This is a genomic window from Fimbriimonadaceae bacterium (assembly GCA_019638775.1).
Classification (GTDB): Bacteria; Armatimonadota; Fimbriimonadia; order Fimbriimonadales; family Fimbriimonadaceae; genus JAHBTD01.
Genome location: JAHBTD010000001.1, coordinates 203,488 through 219,235 on the forward strand (window position 1 = coordinate 203,488; position 15,748 = coordinate 219,235).

Genomic DNA, 15,748 nt, shown 5'->3' on the forward strand with positions numbered 1-15,748 from the left:
GGCTCTGAGTGGCAAATCCGTAACTAATCAACTACTGCCTTTAGAATCTTGATGGTGCATCAGCGGGCTAATCCCGTTGGAATCGGCTACGGGTCAACCAGGAGAACACATTGATCGATACTCGCCGTCCAAGCTCTGCCCATTGCAAAGTCGTTTGCTTTATACACAATCCTTGCCTTCACGGTGTTGCCAGATATGTAGTTTGCCGGGGTCGGCACGGTTGCCGTTACGTTCGACAGTGACAACGCAGCGACCCGACTGTCGACCGTGTCCCAGTTCCCGGTGATTACATTTTTCAGCTGGATATGCTGCTGGATGTTGGCGATGGTGGTGGATGCCCAAAGGCAAACCTTCATCGACGATGGAGCGCTCGAAGGAACCGTGGTTGTTGTCTCCACTCTGATCTGCGGTTCTGAGCGGATGGGCACGTATAGGGGTTTGACTTGGACGGCGTTGCCATCGGCAAGGAAGAGACTTTCAAGCGTCCCGCTCACAGGTATGCCGGTAACCCAGGCGTAGGAGAGCGGGCGCTCGATGGGGTTGTAGATGACGTTTATATAGGCTTCGTGTTGGAGCGTATGAGCGTCGGGATACACGGGAAACATCGCCTTGTCGCTGGCGGCCATTCCTTGATAGTCGCCTGAGAACCAACCGCCGAGGCCGTCGTTGGCGCTATTCCACGAAGTTGGCGTGAGTCGAAATGCTTGCGACCATGTATCTCCGGCGTTGTCGCTGTAGTAGTAGACCTGGTCCCACAGTCCATTGATCAGTCCGTCCGCTTGCCCGGGATTGAACGAGGTGTCCATTGTCATCAGGTGCAGGCGTCCGTCTTTGGTGAACTCCAGCCAGGGGAAGATCATATCGGAGATTTGGTTGAGTGGACGGAACGGCAGTCGGACAGCGTTGGACCAAGTTTGACCCTGGTCTGCCGACTTGATCAGATAAAGGTCGAGGTTTTTTCGACCATCAACGATGTTGGTTTGATCGAAGTAAACAAGAACGATCTCACCGTTTACCGGGTTGACGGCCATGGCGTGGTTGTGAACGTTTCGGAATATTCCGGGGACACCGTAATTCACGACTCCCCAGGTTGCAAGGCGGGTTGCGGCTTGAACCGGTGCATCCCAAGTTTGGCCCCCGTCGAAGCTGCGGCGGAATTGGATGCCGAAACCAAGATATTCCCAATAGGTGAGATACAACTCACCCTGGGGACCGACTCGCGGCAGGAAGCCAACTCCCGCACCCATACTGAGCGGATTTGTCCATGTCGCGCCCAGGTCATCCGACCAGATCATGCCTTCGTTGTAGCCGATGTAAAGCCTTGTCGAATTCGGTTGTCCGGGGAGGGGGCCGGCGGTCATCCAGCCCTTGTCGGCGCCGGTGGTGATACGGCACATTACAGCGGGGGTGAAGGCGTTTTGCCCCGGGATTTTCTTGGCGACATACATCCCTTTGCCGCCTGCAATTGCGCCCACGAACAGCGTGTTCGTTCGGGGGTCGTATGCGGTCATGGGGTCGGCTTCGGTCGTACTTTGAAATGCTGCGGGGGGTCGAACGATAATATGCTCCCAGGTTTGCCCACCGTTCGAAGTCACCGAAAAGCCGCTCTTGTAGGAGCCATCGGTACGCGCGTCGACGAATCCAGCGACGATTTCTTGTCCGTTGGCGCTTGCCGCTGCGCTGGTCTCGGTAGCGGACTTTGAAACATCGTCTAAGGACACCCGGATTTGATTGTTAACGATCGGGTTTTGTGCGGCGGCAAACGCCATGATCGCGAGAATAGAGATAATCAGCGCACGTTTCATGGCTTTGTCGACACCTCTTGTAGGAGGTCGCGGAATTGGGGCGGGACGCTTTGCTTGCGCTTGTCGGCCTCCTCCAAGTACATCCGAGCGGACTTAAAGTCTTGGTCGAAATAGCTGGCGATGGCCAACCGTGCATAGGCATCGGGGTAATTGGGATCGCGGGCTACCAGTTCTTTCCAAGCCTGGATCGCGCCTTTGTAGTCGCCAGTCATTTGGGTGACTACACCGAGCTCATACCGGGCTTTAAGAAAGCCAGGATCGAGGGAAATTGCTGTGTTGAGGGCGGCGCTTGCGAGGTCTGTGCCGCCTTCGAGGACTATCGCCCGCGAAAGCCCCTCGTATGCGGGGGCATGGCTGGGGTCGGCAAGGATTGCATCGCGGAAAAGGCCGGCTGCCTTGAACCAGACGTTATCGACGTTCAGGCACTTCTCAGCGGCTTGCGTTAGTTTGATGCTCTTACTTCGATCGGCGCGCTGAGGTGAGATTACTTTGACGGCGCCGGAGGCGAAGCTAAGACCTTCGATTGCAGCGCTCAATCGCTCCTCGTCCTGCCTCTCCTTTGGGTTTTGGGTAGGAGGCATCTGGACTCCAGAAGGCTGTTTACTGGCGAGCGGTGGCGTTTGGCTGCAACCGATAACGGCGAGCAACATGACACAGCAACTTAAGTAGGTGTAACCCCTAACCGCGTATTCCCGCATTCAACATCTCCAAATTGCAACCCGAGAACGCCAGTATAACAAGCCAGGATTGGCTTGTGGCCCGTTTGTGAATTTCCTAAGAAAAATGCCAGCCGTACCGACAATTCTCTTGTGGAGATGAGGCCGTCGAAGGCGAGTATTTTGGGTGCGCTTAGCCAAGCGTTGGACCTCGTTGAGGGTCAACCGGAAGGGCATGCCCTGCGCACGGCCCAAATTGCGCTGAAAATCGGCGAGACGATGGGGTTATCCAATAGGCAGCGCGAAGACCTCTACTTTGCAGCGGTGTTGAAAGATTCGGGATGCTCCAACAACTCCGTCCGCATCCAGCAAATTTTTGGTGGAGACGAGCATCTTTCCAAGCGTGCGGTCAAATTTATCGACTGGACTTCACCCGCACAGTCGCTCAAGTTTGCCTGGCAACACACGGAGGCTGGGCGATCTCTCGCGGCCAAGCTGCGCCGAATGGCGAGCAACATCGGCTCGCCGAACCAGGTCATGAACGCGATGACCGAGGCACGATGCACGCGCGGCGCAGCCATCGCGAATATGCTGAGTTTGAACCCGGCAGTTGCCGATGCGATTCTCTATCTGGATGAACATTGGGACGGCAAGGGAGCGCCCTACCAGCTTGCTGGCGATAAGATTCCGATCCTGAGCCGCATCCTTTGCTTTGCCCAAACCTTTGAGGTCTTTCTGGCTTGCTATGGATTGGAGGAGTCGCTTGATATGGCGGCAGCGCGTTCTGGAAGGTGGTTCGATCCAGAGGTCGTGCAGGCTTGTGTGGACTTTGCCGACGATAACTCTTTCTTAGAAAGCATCGGCGATCCATCATTTGTCGAGCGTGAATTGCCGGAGCTAGCCGGAAATGCGATCGAGTCGGACATCGACGCGATTTGTGAAGCGTTTGCGATGATCGTTGACGCGAAGTCGAACTTCACTTCTGAGCACTCCACACGAGTGATGCAGTATTCGGTACTCATTGCCGAGCACCTCGGATTCGACAAAGCGAGGCTATCGGACCTGCGGCGAGCGGCGCTGCTCCACGACATTGGCAAGCTTGGCGTGCCCAGCGGCATCTTGGAGAAGCCGGGACGGCTGGATCCTGAAGAGTTTGAGCGCGTCACGCTGCATCCCAAATTTGGCCACGAGATTTTGGGGCGGATTCCCAGCTTTGAATACATGGCGGAGATTGCCTCAGCTCATCACGAGAGGCTTGATGGCAAGGGGTACTGGCGCGGTTTGGGGGCTGATGACCTCTCGCTCGACGTTCGTATCGTCACCGCCTGCGATGTTTTCGATGCGCTTTCGGCGACTCGGCCCTACAGGGCGGCGATGCCATTGGAGAAGGTTTGGAGCATTCTCGACAGCGATATCGGCACTGCATTCGATGGCGATTGCGTTGCCGCACTTAAAGAGTGCATTTACGATGTAAAGCTCGTTGATGCAGCGTAGGGCGCAACGACTTACTTCTTTTCCACGCCCCATAACTTCGCGATCAGAGCGTACGTGTCGGGGTCGTAATCTTTCAGGTCAGTGGCGTTGTATGGGTAGAAGTCGTTGCGCGTGAAGAACGCTTCTGTACTCTCAGCAAAGTACTCTTGCGGGTTGGTGAGGGCGTAATGCTTATCCATCGACTTTCTCCCCTCAGAATCTTGCTTTTCAACTCTCTGGTATTTGTCGCTTGCCTTCGCCTTTTCGTAAGCCTCGCGAACCTCTTTATTGCCAAAGCCCTCGGGCAAAACGCGGTCGTGATACGCATGGGCGAGTTCGTGGAGGGCGAAGTTGGGCATTCGCCGAACTTCGGCATCAAAGATGCGGATGTTTGTGAACTCGACTCCTTGGACCATATCAGGATTTCGCCCGTGCTCCTTGAGCCACGCTGCGCCAGGATGGTAGGCCGCGCCCGCTTGGGAGTCGGGATATACAGGTGAGAACCAAAGCTGCACCTTGAGCAGTTCCTTAACGGCGGGCTTTGGGACGACTTTGACGATCTCGTCGAGTTGGATTTTGAGCAAGTCGATGGCGCGTTCGGTGAGCTTGGCATCGGTGGTGAGCAGCTCTGTTTGGATGTTGACGGTCCAGCCGGACACAATGCGCTTTTGGTAGGTGGGCTTATTTGTCTGAGTGAGCCATGCGGCAAGGTCGGGCGCAGGCGATTCTTGCGTGCAGGACGTCAGCGTGACCGCAGCGAGGAGGATATAACTCAAACCCATTTCCAGAGTATGCCTTACGTTAGATTGAGAAGGGTGCTAGGCTTAACTGTAAGCCAAGGCTGTGTTCGGTTGCCAACGAGTGCGTTTGAGAAGGTCTGGAGCAACGGCCTAATGTCCCTTTCTTGCGCATCGGTCATGGGCAGTTGGTCGGAATCTGGAGAGTGCAGCAGCCCGTTTTGCGTTGGGACTCGGGAGGGGTCAAGATCAGCTATGCCAGACTCTTCAGAGGTTTGCTATGAGCATCGAAACAGGAGCAGTTATGAATCCAAATAAAGCGTTATGGGAGAAAGGCGACTTCACTCAGATTGCCGCCTTCATGCGTCAATCGGGTCACGCCGTCGTTGAGTCTATCGGCATTACCCCGCCGCTGCGAGCGTTGGACCTCGGATGCGGCGATGGGACAACCGCCCTTCCCCTTGCTCAATTGGGAGCGGAAGTGGTGGGCATCGACATCGCTCGCAATCTTGTGGAAGCCGGCAATCGACGAGCCTCTGAAATGGGGCTTACCAACGTGAGCTTTCGGGAGGGCGATGCCTGCGACCTTCAAGGGGTTGAGGATAATTCGTTCGATCTGAGCCTTAGCGTGTTTGGCGCGATGTTCGCCCCCAAGCCGTTTGAAGTTGCACAGGAGATGGTTCGAGTGACCAAGCCGGGCGGGCGAGTGGTTATGGGCAACTGGATTCCGGGCGATGAGACGTTTGTGTCGCAGCTGCTCAAAATCAGCTCGGCTTTTACGCCTCCTCCGCCGGAGGGCTTCATCAGCCCGATGCTCTGGGGTGTGGATTCTCACATCATTGAGCGATTTGGGAAAGCAGGAGTGCCCGAGGCGAATATCTCTACGGCGAAAGACACTTTCTACTTCATCTCGCCGGACACGGGGCCAGATCAGTTTATCGATATCTTCCGACGGTTCTACGGTCCGACGATGAACGCTTTTGACGCGGCGGAGAAGGATGGCAGAACGGAAGAGCTGCATGCGCAACTCTTGGAGTTGGCGCGAGCGCAGAACACCGACAAGAACGGGGGGACGCACATCCCAGCGACGTTCTTGCGCGTAACTGTGAACGTTTGATTGCGGTCGGAGAATGTTAGGAGCCCTAACGTTTTTGGATCGCTAAGGGAGGCCATGCTACCCCGTTGTTAGGGCGGGGTAGCATGGCCTCAATGCACAGCAGGCGCGATTTTTTGAAGCTATCGGGAGCGGCGTGGGCTTCTGTTGGCAGCCTCAATTTTGCAAGCACGTTGATGATAATGGATCTGCCGACTGGCCAAAACACGACGCGCTGCATCAACGTCATCAACTTCATCCGCGAAATCGAGCCTCGCTTCAAGATGGACATGATGCTCCCCATCCAGAAGCAGATGGAGATCATCTTGAAGCATCGGCTGCCCGCGACCTGGCTGCTCCAATTCGATGCGTTGGTCTCCGGGCCGTTCGTGCCGTTCTTGAAGGCCCAGATGGCGAAGGACCACGAGGTCGGCTTCTGGTTTGAGATGAACGAGCGGCACTGCAAGGCGGCGGGTGTGGAATGGCGCGGGCGGCCCGGCTATGAATGGGACCACATCCCGCATGTCGCGTTCACCATCGGCTACACGAAGGAGGAGCGGATCAAGCTAGCGGATACGGCGATGGAAGAGTTCAAGATGGTTTGGGGCAAGTACCCAAGCTCCGTCGCCAGTTGGAATCTTGACTCCGTGACCATCGCACATCTGGTCGAGAAGTACAAGGTCGATGCCTTTGCCGTCTGCCGTGACCAAATTGCCACCGACGGCTTCACCATCTGGGGAGCACCCATCGCGGGCTACTACCCCAGCAAGGCCAACTGTTGGAGTCCGGCGCTGGACCGCAGCCAGCAGATCGGCTCGCCGATCTTTCGGATGCTGGGGCAAGACCCGGTCTACTACTATGACCGCGTTTGGATGATGCCGGACGGAAAGCGGCACAGCGAACCCGACACGATGGAGCCGGTATGGCCTTCCGGTCGGAGTCCGGTTTTTGTACGCGAGTTCTTGGAGATGATCGAGAAGTCGCCGACGCTCGGCTTTGCCTATGCCCAGATGGGACAGGAGAACACGTTCCCGTGGGATCAGCAGGCAACGGGCTACCCTGCCCAAATGGAGGCGTTGGCGGCTTTGCGCGATCGGGGCGTGGTGCATGTAGAGACAATGGGGGAGACAGGCCGGCGGTTCAAGAAGGCCTTCCGGCAGACGCCACCCCAGGCTCAGGTGATGCTGAACGATCCCTTTGGGAACGAGAAGCCCGCCGCGACGGTCTGGTATCAGTCCAGGTTCTACCGGGCGAACCTGCACATGAAGGGCGACCTTCCCTATCTGCGCGATCTGACAGTCTACAGCGACCGCTTTAAGCAGCCGTTTCTTGACGAGCCGACCCGGCTGACCGAGGTGGAGCAGCGCATGCCCGCCGTGCTGGACGGCTACCACTGGAGCAAGAAGCCGGGATCGCTTGATGACGAGGGCGCGGGTGGATACTTCTACCTGGATGATCAACGGTTGCGGCTCACGGGCAAACCCACGGTACGTGAGGACGGCAATTCGATGATCGTGGAGCTGCCGGTTCAGGATGGTGCGATTCTTCGAGTCCATTTTGCAGAGAGCAGCATTACGGTGCAGTTTGCCACGAAGAGCGATAAGAAGCTGAAAGTATCGTTTGAGTGGGACCCGGCGAAGTCGGCGCTAACGGGCGTTCAGCCCAAGCAAGTGGCGTATCGGTGGCAGGAGTTTGAATATTCGATTGCGGTTGTGCAGGGCACAGCGCAAGCGACGGAAAAGGGTTGGACGGCAAATGAGGAAAGGGGCAAAGTCGTTTTGAAAATGGCCCTGGCCAAGTAAAGCCTTCAGACCCCGTTGTGCAGCACCGTGCGGTATCCGTCGTGATCCTCAAAGGTTCGGCTGTTCTTCTCCCAATAGGGGTTGTAGGAGGTTACGGCCTTGAAGCCTGCGGCAAGCATCGAATCGCAGACGGCTTGCCATTCGTGATCCGTCGGGATGTAGAACACGACAAGGTCTTCGTGGGTTGGGGTTGGCTCAACCGGAGTTGTGCGGCAGTAGGTGAACTCGAAGTGATAGGGTGATCCTTCCCTTCCGACCATGACGCCGTCAAAACCATCGTGGTCTTGGAAGGAGCCGAGGACGGAGAGGCCAAGACCCTCGCAGTACATCCTCTGCGACAGGGCGAGGTCGGTGACGGGTCGGGCAATGCGCAAAATTGGCAGCACGTTATATGGTATCTGAGGTGACGCTATGACCACTCTTCTGTGCGCCACTCGCCCCAGACTTTCTCTTCTTCCCACTCTTCGGGCGGTTCTTCTCCGGCCGACCTTAGGGCAAGGAAGATCAGGCCGACGTGCCAGCCTTCATGCCAGACCATGTGCTGCAGATAGAGCACCGGATTGTCGTACCAACCCGCCTTCTCGTTGCCCTTTTCGATGGCGCTCTTGACGGCATCTCTCACCGCGAGGCTGCTTTCGGCGAGCATCTTTCGGATGGCGTTGAGGTCGTCGATAGGGTCTTCCCACTCCTTCTTGAACGGCTTGCCGAGCGCGTTGGCCTTGTCGGCGTCGAGTTGGGTGAGGAAGTAAGTGCGGACCTTCTGGATGTGGGCCAGATGAGTGTCCAACGACCATCCGTCGGGCGAGGGTTTGATGTGGCGGTTAGCCTCGGTCACTCGCTCTGCGATGGCGTTGACGATGCGGCATTGGCGATCCCAGGAGTCGAGGAGAGCGGCGGTGACATCCATCGGTCGGTTTTACCTGGGGCGGTGGTTTGCGCTTTGCGGTTGGGGAATGGGATAGAGCAAGCTGGCAGCCCTTGATATACTTGCCGAATGATCTTGGAGTTTGAGGGGGAAGCGATCTATTGGCGCGGCCCGGCTCCGTTTGTGTTTGTGCCGATTCCTCCCGATCTCTCGGCTGATGTCAAGGCGATTTCGGCGCAGGTGACGTACGGTTGGGGCGTGATTCCGGTGGTTGTGAGGATTGGGGAGACGGAGTATCGGACGTCGCTCTTTCCGAAGGATGGGGTGTATCTGGTGCCGGTGAAGGTTGCGGTCCAGCGGGCGGAGGGTGTGAATGTGGGGGATGTTGTGAGGTTGAGGGTTGAGGTGGTTTCTGGAAGTTAATGGTCTATCGCAACCCTTAGCCCTGTTCCGGAGTATGGACCCTCTGTGAGAATTAAGACGACTCTGGCGGCTCTGGTCGCCCTATGCGCTTTGCCGATATCTGCCCAAGCTGCTGAGGGCACCTTCGACTCCAACGGTGTGAAGATTCGGTACGTCACCGAGGGGCAGGGGGAGGCTATTGTGCTGATTCACGGTTGGATGAGCGATTCCAGCATGTGGGGTAGGGATGCCGCAACCGGCGAAACCAAGCTCACCCCTTTGGAGGGCTTCCAGGCCATCGCCCTCGACTGTCGCGGGCACGGCAAAAGCGACAAGCCGTATGAGCCGAGCAAGTACGGCGCAGAAATGGCGGAGGATGTGGTGCGACTGCTCGATCACCTTAAGATCAAGAGGGCGCATTTGATCGGCTATTCGATGGGGGCTTTCATCGCCGGACACGTGGCGGCGACGCATCCGGATCGCGTGATCAGCGTGGTCTATGGCGGGCAAGCGCCCCTCATTAAAGAAGTTTCCTCGCTCAAATTTGGGGAGGTTGATCTGTTTGCCAAGGCGGTGGAAGAGGGCGATCTGGGGTCTTACATCATGGCGGTAAGCCCAGACGACAAGCCAAAACCAACTAAAGAGCAGGCCGACGCTTATGCCAAGTTTTTGTATGGCAAGAAAGACGTCCGGGCGTTTGTGGCGGCGGGTCGTGGGTTCAAGGACCTTGCCGTGAGCGTGGATGATCTTAAGAAGTGTAAGGCTCCGACCCTGTTTATCTATGGGGGGAATGAGTCGGACTACGTTAAGAATTGCGTCAGCGCGGCGCGGAAGGTGGTTCCCAATCATGAGGTCAAGATTGTGGAGGGCGCGGACCACATGACGACGCTGACCAAGCCGGACTTTGGGGCAGCTCTGGTTGGTTTTCTAATGGCCAACAAGGGCAAGTAGGGCGGGCTTAAGACGATGCTATCGGCCTATGTCGCGGTATTCCGCGACATAGGCCTTTGTGGTTATGAGCGCGCTGTTTTGAACTGGATTTCGCCATTATTCAAGAAGCACATCTTGTTAAACAGCTTCAAATCCAGCGGGTTTGGGAGCCGGACATCGCGGCTGTCGGGGCACGGCTTGATCGATGGATCGTAGGATCGGTCGATTTGGGAGATGAAGACGACGATCAGCCCGCGTTCTTTTGCGAACGACTTTAGCGTGCGTATCTGAACAGACAGGGCTGGATTCTCTCGTCTTTGGTCGAGCAGTTGCAGATAGTCAATGACGACCAGGGTGCCGCGTGGAGCGGTTACAAGCTTCTCGACGATGTAGACCGCGCTGATGGCGTCGGAGCCATCGAATTCGAACAAGCCCTCGAACTGCGTCCAGTCCACCCCGATATCTCGGAAACATTCCAAGACGTCTTTTGGCGTGTATTCGAGCGTGAAGAAAACGCTCTTATTGCCAGCCTTCATGGCTTCGACGGCAAGCTCCAAGCTCATCAGCGTTTTGCCCTGGCCGGGGCGCGCGCCAAGGAGAACCAGGTCGCCCGGCTTTAGTCGAGAGAACAGTTTGCTGGCTGGGGCGGTCGCGGATGCTTTGGCGGCGAGCAAGCTCCAACTGCTGAAGCCTTCGGCAAGGGCGACGCGGTTGAGCGCTTCGTGAAGGGGGATTTTGTCTTCGCGGGACAAGAGTTTTGCCTTGCGCTTTAAGTGATAGATCGGTGTTGACAGTTTCATTCGTAACCTCCTATTGCGAGCAGGTTTGGCAGTCCCTCCTTTTGCTTCGCGCTCGAACAGTCGGTTCGACGATTTTGATGCCCTGCGTGAGTGACACTTTCCCGGTCGGAGGGGGGAGGCGTGGGCCGCGCCTAAGTGCGATTATAACGCAATAGTTGGCGCGTGGAGGTGACAAACAAGATTGGAGCTAACGGAGGGGAGAAGGTTTGAACGGATGCCCGAACTTCCGCCATTCGCCGAGGTCCAGCACTTCACCGGGCGGGCCGGGTGTTACCGATTTGTACTCGTCCAGATTGTTCTCGTCCTGCGAGATCTTGGGCCATGGGGGCGTGATGCCGCTGATCATGTGGCGGCGGTCGGACTTGAAGTTCTGCAGGTAGGCGTCGGCCTCGATCACTCGGAATCGGACGGATGGATCGGCTGTTGGGAAGTTGGCTTCGGTCCAGCGCGATCTGGGGAGGGGATAGCCTTCGGTGCAATCGGGGTCCCAAACGGTGAACCCGTCGGGGGTCTGCTCTAGGGCGACGACGTGGTAGTCCCAGATCACCGGCTCCGGTCCGCCTGTCTGCGAGATTTGAGCGTGCATGGTGCATCCGCCTTCGGTTGAGGCGACAAAAACCACCCATCGCGGGTTGCCGCTGGGAGCTTGGAAATGCCGCCAAACGTTCTCTTCGCAAAAGTTGGGGACGGGGGTGAAGGGCACTCGGGAATTATGGGGCATTGGGGGCGGGAGGAAGAGCGCTGAGGGACTTTGGAGATTGTGTCTCGTACGATTTGTTTGCTGGGGTGGAATGTGCCTTATGGCGAGCTCTTGATGGGAATAAGCCAAGGCGATAGTAGGTCTTAGCTTATTCCGCTGGTCCTCCCTTAGTGAAACTGCCGTACTTCGACCGGAGCTCGGCAGGCGATCACGGCTTTGCGGCCCCATTCCAGCGCCTCTTCCATACTCGCGGCTTCCAGCACCCAGAAGCCGCCGATGTGCTCCTTGGTCTCTAGGTAGGGGCCGTCGGTGACGACGACCTTGCCCCCGGGCTGCGCACGCAGCGACTTCGCCTTGCTTGCCAGGTGCAGGCCGCCGACAAAGAGCCGGACCCCTGCCGCAACCATCTCATCGTTCAGCTCGTCGATGGCGCGGTGCATGGCCTGGTCCTCTGTTGTGGGATCGTAGTCGTCGGGGTGGTGAATGGCTACCAGATATTTCATGATCTCTCCTTACGGGCGGGCCGCAGCTCCGCCTTTATCTATAGCCGAACAAGACGGCTGAGATTCGACAGATTGCTAAAAGAATTTTCCCGGTCGCGCTTGCCGCGCCGTTCGGCAGTACACTTTGCCGCAAGAGAGCGGGCCGACACCCAAGGACAACGGACGGACAGATGGAAGACCTCGTGAATTCATGCAAAGAGAGCGCTGTGCAAGGGATGGAAATGTTCCTGAGAAACTTCTCGCATGTGCCCGACGACAAGCTGGACTGGACCCCTACGCCAACCGCCAAGAGCGCTCTTCGGATAGCCGCACACACCGCCCTTTATGCGGGAAGGTTCGCCCACATGATCCGTGAAAAGGGCCTGCCGAAGATGGACAGTCTGGAGGCTTGGATTGCGGAACGGAACGCCGAGGAAGAGGCGATCACGAGCAGAGCGGAGATTGAAGCCATCTTCCGAAAGGGCACCGACGAGGTCATGGCGGCTTTGGATTCTCTAACGCCCGAAGATGTGGCAATGTCGCTGGATTCCGGGCTGGGGTGGTCCATGCCCATGACGTTCTTGATGCAGCTGCCGGGGTGGCATGCTACGCTCCATACCGGGCAGATCGACTATCTGCAGACCTGCTGGGACGATCAGGAAGTTTATGTGTGAGGGGGGTGGGCGTACTGATTCAAGAGTGGGCTTTCTTGCACTGACATCGCCCCGGTTTCACCGCTTCCGCTAGCCCTAAACAGCGTTCGACGGCATTTAGAGTCCGTCTCGAAAAGCGCGAGTCCTCCGACTTTGTCACCCTCTCCCAGTTCGCTTCGCTCACAGCCTCCCCCATCAAGGGGGAGGAAATTTGCACGGAGTGTGATTGAAGTCACTTCTATGCCGTTTCGCTATTTCGCATCCAACGACGCCGACTGAACTGCGCTGTTGTCCTTCAGTTCTTCCTTCGCATATACCAGCAGCTTCTTCTCCTCGGTTATTCCTTCTGGAGGGTTCAACTGCCAGACTTTCGCGGCAGAACCGGGTGACTTCACTATCACAAAGAGCGTTCCGTTGGCGCGATCGTATTTCTTCCCTTCAATCGCAACCACATCGGCCTTCTTGTCCCATTCGGCTGCCGCGTCGACTTTGTTCGGTGGAAGCCCATTCGACAGCCTGAATTTCGCCACCAAACCACCGCTGTCAGTACTGCTCTCTGAGCCATTTCCTGTTGCTCCAGGAGTCATAAAAATGAGCGTGAGCAACGAGCGCTTCCCACTTCCACGTACCTGGCCTGTTGAGCTTGCCTTCTCACCCTCCACCGAAACCATAACTCCCTCTACCCCGGATAAAGGGCTCGTCTTTAAGCCCGTGATAGCGAAGTGTGGCCGGGCACTCATGCTCGTGCAAGATGGCAGCACGAGCACGATTAGGGCGGTTGCAAGCAAAAGCCGAATCATAGGAAGCCTCTTGATTCATTCTACTGGAGAAAGATAGCAACGGCTTAAGGGCATATATCGCTTGCGATAGGTACATTCTCAGAATGCTCCATGACTGTGTCATCAAGGACCCTTCCCAAACAGAGCTGATCATCGTATGCTCGAAGGTCCTGAGCGATGCAGTTCGGGAGGGCAGAGACCGGATGACTCAGGCGGTGTTGCCGATCAATGGCTCTTTTGCATACAGTGAAGACTTGCTCGACACGCTGTCGAACGACCAAGTTCAATCGATCGTGGCGTCTCTGGGAACGGGCATATGCCTTCCTGGCGAGGATGCCGAGGGTACTTTCAACATGGGTGGGCTTCGCTATGCGAGGATCATCGTTCTCTCCGAGCAAGCAGACTTGGAAACAAGTCGCGCTGTTCTCCGCTTTTTGCTTGCTTGCTGCCGTCCGGTCGTCGAGGCGGGATGCGTTTTCGTGCTGGATGCTTCCTCTGGCGAGAACGCGATCGTCGATCTTGTCCTTAATCCTTCGACTCGAAAGCTTAGGCCGTTCGACAGCCGATTTATCCAGAGCGAGCTTGCATAGAACTCCAACTGAGCCTAAAATGGGGAAACACCCATGACAGCACAGCAAATTATCTCAGAGATCGAGCCGCTTGGAACCGAGGGCTACCGCCGTATCCTGCGCAACCACGGCATCACCGGGCCGCTCTTCGGCGTGAAGGTGGAGGAGCTCAAGAAGTACGAGAAGGCGATCAAAAAGGACTATCAGCTCGCGCTCGACCTCTTCGACACCGGCATCTACGACGCCATGTACCTGGCTGGACTCATCGCCGACGAATCCAAGATGACCAAGGACGACCTGCGCAACTGGCTCGACAAAGCAACCAGCGACACGGTTGCCGAGTTTGCGGTTGCCTGGGTGGCGGCAGACGGTCCGCACGGCTGGGACCTCGCGCTGGAGTGGATCGACTCTTCGGATGAAAAGGCGGCAGTGGTGGGATGGGGGACCCTGTCGAGCGTGGTAGCGGTGAAGGACGACGCCGAACTGGACATTCCGGCGCTAAGGAGTCTGCTGGAGCGGGTGAAGGGCACCATCCACACCGCGTCCAACCGAGTGCGCTACAAGATGAACGGCTTCGTGATCGCGCTGGGGAGCTATGTGAGCGAGCTTACGGATGAGGCCCTGCGAGCGGGCGAGGAGATCGGAGCTGTGAGCGTGGATATGGGCAATACGTCGTGCAAGGTTCCGTTCGCGCCGGACTACATCCGTAAGGTCGCTGACAAGGGGAGGGTCGGCAAAAAGCGCAAGTCGGCGAGGTGCTGAGGGTGGGCGGATGGTTCCGATTACGTTGAGTACATTTCCCTTGCGGCAGGATCGCTACATTGCCGAGAAACTCCGTGGATGAATTAGGAAGCTCCGTTTAATCGCTTTCGCGCTTGAACTCGAAGCGACGGGGACTGCCGCCTTTGGTGAAGCCGATCGTAGCGGTCAGGACACCCTCAGCTGAAAGTTCGTACACGATGCGCTTGGGATAGTCGTGGCGCGGGTTGTCGAATACCGCACGCTTGCCGCTCAGTTCGGTCAGAACGAACTCGGTCGGGGGTGAGCCGTTCGGCTGTGCGATGTAGACCAGTCCGCCGTCGCGCTCGACGATGCGTAGGAATTCGAACGCGGACATCCTGTCGCGCGATACCGTTCGCGACGTGGCAAGCATCGCGCCTCCCTTCGGCGGGCTCCATCGCTCTTCGAACGAGATCGCGCCGCCGGTTCCCCGCGTACCGACCCACGCCCCCGAAAGCCATCCCAAATCGCCGATCACGGCTTTTGCCGGCGTGGGCATCGGGATGTCCTGGGGGTGTTGGTAGAGCCCAACCGACGAATACTCCTTAGGCGAACCAAGGTTGGAGCGGACGATCAGCCCGTCCTTCGTCATTCGGAACTCCCTTCGAATCAATCCCTCAGGTGTGCCGCCGGGAGTGCGCACGAAGCCGATCTCGTATGAAAACGCACCGTCTTTCCAAGCGCCGCGGTAGCGCGCTATCGTTCCTTCAAGTGTACTTGGCACATCGATTTCTGTACCGTCCAGCGAGACCTGTACTTCGCGGCGCGCGCCGCCGTGCCCGCTTACCAGAACGATCGCATTCTCTTCAACACGGAATACAAACTTCGATCCCATGGGTGGGGTCAGTTGCTCAAGGGAACGCCCCTCTGTACGGTCTTCTACATAGACCCATTCTCCGTCGAGCGCTCGCAAGTCGTCGGTCTGCGGCGACGATCCGGGCGTCTGCAGGGCCGTGCTGACGCTTGAAAGGGGTACGGCGAGCAAGAGAACGGCGAGAGCCGTTGCAAATAGGGCGCGGATGTGCACGGCGGAGTGCACTTGCGGGCTGCGATTGGCGGAGTGTGTCGTCATGTTATGGACCCTCGTGGACGGAATGACTGGCTTTCCCGCAATCTACCCGGAAGCCTGCTGTGCTGGTGCAGTTGGCAGGGAAAGGCTGCACACATTCCCTTTTGTATAGGCGACGCTCAAGGCTTTGGCAGGTCATAGCCGGGGAGAGTT

18 protein-coding genes are annotated in these 15,748 nt (G+C 57.2%); 8 read left to right on the forward strand and 10 right to left on the reverse strand.

Annotated elements, in window-relative coordinates; genetic code table 11:
* Window positions 1-86: 86 nt before the first annotated feature.
* Together KF784_00920 and KF784_00925 are read right to left on the reverse strand one after the other, a co-directional pair.
* The gene (locus KF784_00920) at window positions 87-1,805 is read right to left on the reverse strand and encodes an exo-alpha-sialidase (GenBank protein MBX3117599.1); all 1,719 of its coding nucleotides are present in this window, start codon (window positions 1,803-1,805) and stop codon (window positions 87-89) included.
* Window positions 1,802-2,503 (reverse strand): tetratricopeptide repeat protein, encoded by a 702-nt coding sequence (locus KF784_00925; GenBank protein ID MBX3117600.1) that lies wholly within the window; start codon window positions 2,501-2,503, stop codon window positions 1,802-1,804. Before KF784_00925 ends, KF784_00920 begins: the two co-directional genes overlap by 4 nt.
* A 117-nt stretch (window positions 2,504-2,620) precedes the next feature.
* Here KF784_00925 and KF784_00930 point away from each other — a divergent pair, with 117 nt between their 5' ends.
* Window positions 2,621-3,955 (forward strand): HD domain-containing protein, encoded by a 1,335-nt coding sequence (locus tag KF784_00930; protein MBX3117601.1) that lies wholly within the window; start codon window positions 2,621-2,623, stop codon window positions 3,953-3,955.
* Window positions 3,956-3,966: 11 nt separating this feature from the next.
* Here KF784_00930 and KF784_00935 read toward each other — a convergent pair whose 3' ends face one another.
* The gene (locus KF784_00935; protein MBX3117602.1) at window positions 3,967-4,716 is read right to left on the reverse strand and encodes a zinc-dependent peptidase; all 750 of its coding nucleotides are present in this window, start codon (window positions 4,714-4,716) and stop codon (window positions 3,967-3,969) included.
* Between the two features lie 259 nt (window positions 4,717-4,975).
* On the opposite strand from KF784_00935, the gene KF784_00940 reads away from it, so the two are divergent.
* Both KF784_00940 and KF784_00945 read left to right on the forward strand, forming a co-directional pair.
* Complete coding sequence (locus tag KF784_00940) at window positions 4,976-5,788, forward strand: methyltransferase domain-containing protein (GenBank protein ID MBX3117603.1); 813 nt, start codon at window positions 4,976-4,978, stop codon at window positions 5,786-5,788.
* A gap of 92 nt (window positions 5,789-5,880) precedes the next feature.
* The gene (locus tag KF784_00945) at window positions 5,881-7,566 is read left to right on the forward strand and encodes a hypothetical protein (GenBank protein ID MBX3117604.1); all 1,686 of its coding nucleotides are present in this window, start codon (window positions 5,881-5,883) and stop codon (window positions 7,564-7,566) included.
* A gap of 5 nt (window positions 7,567-7,571) precedes the next feature.
* On the opposite strand, the gene KF784_00950 is transcribed toward KF784_00945, so the two are convergent.
* Together KF784_00950 and KF784_00955 are read right to left on the reverse strand one after the other, a co-directional pair.
* Window positions 7,572-7,952 carry a VOC family protein gene (locus tag KF784_00950; protein MBX3117605.1) on the reverse strand — a complete coding sequence of 127 codons (381 nt, stop codon included), beginning with the start codon at window positions 7,950-7,952 and terminating at the stop codon, window positions 7,572-7,574.
* A gap of 23 nt (window positions 7,953-7,975) precedes the next feature.
* Window positions 7,976-8,473, reverse strand: a complete 498-nt coding sequence (locus KF784_00955; protein ID MBX3117606.1) for a DinB family protein — start codon at window positions 8,471-8,473, stop codon at window positions 7,976-7,978.
* Between the two features lie 87 nt (window positions 8,474-8,560).
* Here KF784_00955 and KF784_00960 point away from each other — a divergent pair, with 87 nt between their 5' ends.
* Window positions 8,561-8,854: a DUF1905 domain-containing protein gene (locus KF784_00960; GenBank protein MBX3117607.1), complete on the forward strand. Its 294-nt coding sequence runs from the start codon at window positions 8,561-8,563 to the stop codon at window positions 8,852-8,854.
* A gap of 45 nt (window positions 8,855-8,899) precedes the next feature.
* The gene (locus tag KF784_00965) at window positions 8,900-9,784 is read left to right on the forward strand and encodes an alpha/beta hydrolase (GenBank protein ID MBX3117608.1); all 885 of its coding nucleotides are present in this window, start codon (window positions 8,900-8,902) and stop codon (window positions 9,782-9,784) included.
* Window positions 9,785-9,846: 62 nt separating this feature from the next.
* On the opposite strand, the gene KF784_00970 is transcribed toward KF784_00965, so the two are convergent.
* The 3 genes from KF784_00970 to KF784_00980 all read right to left on the reverse strand — a co-directional run bounded on the left by KF784_00970 (window position 9,847) and on the right by KF784_00980 (window position 11,766).
* Complete coding sequence (locus KF784_00970) at window positions 9,847-10,563, reverse strand: hypothetical protein (protein ID MBX3117609.1); 717 nt, start codon at window positions 10,561-10,563, stop codon at window positions 9,847-9,849.
* 187 nt (window positions 10,564-10,750) lie between these two features.
* Entirely contained in the window at window positions 10,751-11,266 is a 516-nt protein-coding gene (locus KF784_00975; protein ID MBX3117610.1) for a hypothetical protein, read from the reverse strand.
* A gap of 164 nt (window positions 11,267-11,430) precedes the next feature.
* Window positions 11,431-11,766, reverse strand: a complete 336-nt coding sequence (locus KF784_00980) for a hypothetical protein (GenBank protein ID MBX3117611.1) — start codon at window positions 11,764-11,766, stop codon at window positions 11,431-11,433.
* A gap of 170 nt (window positions 11,767-11,936) precedes the next feature.
* Here KF784_00980 and KF784_00985 point away from each other — a divergent pair, with 170 nt between their 5' ends.
* A complete protein-coding gene (locus KF784_00985; GenBank protein MBX3117612.1) occupies window positions 11,937-12,419 on the forward strand; it encodes a DinB family protein in 483 nt (160 codons plus the stop codon).
* Between the two features lie 230 nt (window positions 12,420-12,649).
* Here KF784_00985 and KF784_00990 read toward each other — a convergent pair whose 3' ends face one another.
* The gene (locus KF784_00990; GenBank protein MBX3117613.1) at window positions 12,650-13,069 is read right to left on the reverse strand and encodes a hypothetical protein; all 420 of its coding nucleotides are present in this window, start codon (window positions 13,067-13,069) and stop codon (window positions 12,650-12,652) included.
* Between the two features lie 212 nt (window positions 13,070-13,281).
* Here KF784_00990 and KF784_00995 point away from each other — a divergent pair, with 212 nt between their 5' ends.
* Both KF784_00995 and KF784_01000 read left to right on the forward strand, forming a co-directional pair.
* On the forward strand, window positions 13,282-13,767 hold the full coding sequence (locus tag KF784_00995) for a hypothetical protein (protein MBX3117614.1): 486 nt from the start codon (window positions 13,282-13,284) through the stop codon (window positions 13,765-13,767).
* Between the two features lie 33 nt (window positions 13,768-13,800).
* The gene (locus KF784_01000) at window positions 13,801-14,508 is read left to right on the forward strand and encodes a DNA alkylation repair protein (protein MBX3117615.1); all 708 of its coding nucleotides are present in this window, start codon (window positions 13,801-13,803) and stop codon (window positions 14,506-14,508) included.
* A 97-nt stretch (window positions 14,509-14,605) separates the two neighbouring features.
* On the opposite strand, the gene KF784_01005 is transcribed toward KF784_01000, so the two are convergent.
* Window positions 14,606-15,598, reverse strand: a complete 993-nt coding sequence (locus tag KF784_01005; GenBank protein ID MBX3117616.1) for a hypothetical protein — start codon at window positions 15,596-15,598, stop codon at window positions 14,606-14,608.
* Window positions 15,599-15,748: the final 150 nt, after the last annotated feature.